Here is a 2,715-nt window from a genome sequence, read left to right on the forward strand (position 1 = left end):
TCGTCGGGGGTGTTCGGTCGCCGGTTGGTGAGGGCTCCTTTGGGTGGGGGTTCCGGTGGGGGTGAGTGGGCTCCGCGTGGGACGGTGCTGGTCACCGGTGATGCCGATGGGATCGGCGGCTATGTCTCCCGGTGGCTGGCCGAGTCGGGTGCCGAGCGCGTGGTGCTCGTCGGCCCGGACGTCGAGCAGGCCGATGGTGTATCGGACTTGACGGACGCGGCGGCGGCGTCGGGTTCGACCGTGGTGTTCGCCGCGTGCGATGTGACGGATCGTGACGCGTTGGCCGCGGTGATCGACGCGATTCCGGCCGCACAGCCGCTGACGGCCGTCATCCACACCGCCGGTGTCTCCCACTACGCGGAGCTGGCTGACATCACGCTCCAGCACCTTGACGACACCGCAGCCGCCAAGGTTCTGGGTGCCCGTCACCTGGACGAGCTGACGGCGGGGCTGGATCTGGACGCCTTCGTCCTCTTCTCCTCCGGCGCGGCTGCCTGGGGCAGCGCGGCCAACGGTGCCAATGCGGCGGCGAACGCGTTCCTGGACGGTCTGGCGTGGGAGCGTCGGGGTCGTGGTCTGGTGGCGACGTCGGTGTCGTGGGGCAACTGGAAGGCCACCGGCATGGCCGAGGGCGCGGCTGCGGAGCAGTTGGCGCGCCTGGGCATCCGCGGCATGGAGCCGCAGTTGGCGGTGCAGGCGCTGCGTCAGGCGATCGAGCGGGACGAGACCGCACTGACGGTCACCGACATGGACTGGGAGCGGTTCACTCCCGGATACACGCTGGCACGCCGACGCCCCCTGATCGAGGACATCCCCGAAGCCGTCGCCGCCCTGCAGAAGGCCCGAGAGCGCGACGCCGAACTCCTCGACGGCTCGCCCGGGATGGTCCTCCGGGCCGCCCTGGCCGACCTGAGCGAAACGGAACAACGGGCGCAACTGCTCGCGTTGGTGCGTGCCGAGGCCGCGCAGGCCTTGGCCCATTCCTCCGCCGCGGAGATCGCGCCCGCGAAGCCGTTCAAGGACCTCGGGTTCGACTCGCTGACCGCGATGGAACTGCGCAACCGGCTGACCAAGGCCACCGGCCTGCGCCTGCCCGCCACCCTCGTCTTCGACCACCCCAACCCCCAGCAACTCGCGGCGCATCTCCACGAGCAACTGGTGGACGGCCTGATCGGAGCCGCCACCCCGGCCTCCGTTGGCCGGTCGCCCCACGACGAGCCGCTGGCGATCGTCGGCATGGCCTGTCGTTTCCCGGGCGGGGTCGCGGACCCGGAGGGGCTGTGGCGTCTGCTGCTGGACAACGAGGAGGGCCTGTCCGCCTTCCCCACCGACCGCGGGTGGGAGAACTGGGGTGCTCCCGGTGGCGGCGGTCGTGCCGGCTTCCTGCACGAGGCCGGTGACTTCGATGCCGGGTTCTTCGGGATCTCGCCGCGTGAGGCCATGGCGATGGACCCGCAGCAGCGGCTGCTGCTGGAGACCTCGTGGGAGGTCATCGAGCGCTCGGGCATCGACCCGCACTCCCTGAAGGGCAGCTCGACAGGAGTCTTCGTCGGCGGCGGACCGCAGGACTACCCCGTGGTGCTCATGGGGTCGCCCGAGGCGGCGAGCGGTTATGGCATGACCGGCGCCCTGGGCAGTGTGATGTCCGGCCGGGTGTCCTACGCGCTGGGCCTGGAAGGGCCCGCGGTCACGGTCGACACGGCGTGCTCCTCGTCGCTGGTGGCACTGCACCTGGCGGTCCAGGCGCTGCGCAACGGGGAATGCGACCTGGCCCTGGCCGGCGGCGTGACCGTGCTGGCCACCCCCGGGGCGTTCGCGGAATTCGACACCCTCGGCGGCATGGCTTCCGACGGCCGCTGCAAGGCCTTCTCCTCCGATGCGGACGGCACCATCTGGGGTGAGGGCATAGGCATGGTGGCGGTGGAGCGCCTGTCGGACGCCCGCCGCAACGGTCACCAGGTGCTGGCCCTCGTACGGGGCTCGGCGGTGAACCAGGACGGTGCGTCGAACGGCCTGAGCGCCCCGAACGGCCCGTCTCAGCAGCGGGTGATCCGGCAGGCACTCGCCAACGCCGGCCTGTCGGCTGCGGACGTGGACGTCGTGGAGGCGCACGGCACGGGCACCAAGCTGGGCGACCCGATCGAGGCCCAGGCTCTGCTGGCCACCTACGGTCAGGACCGGCCGCAGGACGCCCCGCTGTGGCTCGGATCGATCAAGTCGAACATCGGCCACACGGCCGCCGCGGCCGGCGTGGCGGGTGTGATCAAGTCGGTGCTGGCCATGCGCCACGGCGTCCTGCCCGCGACGCTGAACGTCAAGGAGCCCACGGACCAGGTGGACTGGTCGCAGGGCGCGGTGGAACTGCTGACCGAGAACCGGGAGTGGCCGGAGTCGGAGCGGCCGCGCCGTGCCGGTGTCTCCTCGTTCGGCATCAGCGGCACCAACGCCCACGTCATCCTGGAGCAGGCACCGGAAGAGCAGCTTGCGGAGAGCGGCGCGGATCGCCCAGTGCTGAGCGGCTCCGCGCCGTGGGTGATCTCCGGCCGTAACGAGGGCGCGCTGCGCGGCCAGGCCGCGCGACTGGCCGCATATCTGACGCAGTACACCGAAGCCACCTCCCCGGACGTGGGGTTGTCGCTGGCGGGTACGCGGTCGGCGTTCGAGCACCGTGCCGTGGTCCTGGGCGGCGGCCGGGACGAGCTGATCGCGGGGCTG

General features: G+C 71.5%; 1 protein-coding gene. It reads left to right on the forward strand.

Annotated elements, in window-relative coordinates; genetic code table 11:
* Positions 1–84: 84 nt before the first annotated feature.
* On the forward strand, positions 85–2,715 hold a 2,631-nt coding region (locus ACFYW3_RS39125; RefSeq protein WP_389389050.1), incomplete at its 3' end, for a type I polyketide synthase.

It is taken from the genome of Streptomyces sp. NPDC002602, from assembly GCF_042889445.1.
Lineage (GTDB): Bacteria > Actinomycetota > Actinomycetes > Streptomycetales > Streptomycetaceae > Streptomyces.